Consider the following 272-nt stretch of genomic DNA (forward strand, 5'->3'; position numbering starts at 1 on the left):
GCATCGCGAGTGCCATAGCGCTCATGGAATACCCGTTCGTTTTTCAGACTGTTGAAGAAGCTTTCCATCGGCGCGTTGTCCCAACAATTTCCCTTGCGGCTCATCGAGCAACGCATGCCATATTCGGTAAGCACCCGGCGAAGATACCCCCAGGTCCAAATCGCCGTCAATCAAGCTGCGGCAGGCGCCCAGCGATGCGGTAGAAGCGCGACGATGTCGTCGGCTCGATGGGTAGGCAAGCGATTGAGGACGTCTTTCAGATAGACGTAGGG

Annotated in this window: 1 protein-coding gene and 1 pseudogene; both read right to left on the reverse strand. The window is 56.6% G+C overall.

The features are described from left to right. Positions 1–140, reverse strand: a pseudogene (locus tag GWC77_RS28570) (IS3 family transposase); the annotation flags it as partial. Positions 141–170: 30 nt separating this feature from the next. Next, positions 171–272: transposase domain-containing protein (locus GWC77_RS28575; RefSeq protein WP_173263030.1), on the reverse strand; the 102-nt coding region annotated here is incomplete at its 5' end.

This window comes from Paraburkholderia sp. NMBU_R16 (assembly GCF_013282575.1).
In the GTDB taxonomy this organism is placed as follows: domain Bacteria; phylum Pseudomonadota; class Gammaproteobacteria; order Burkholderiales; family Burkholderiaceae; genus Trinickia.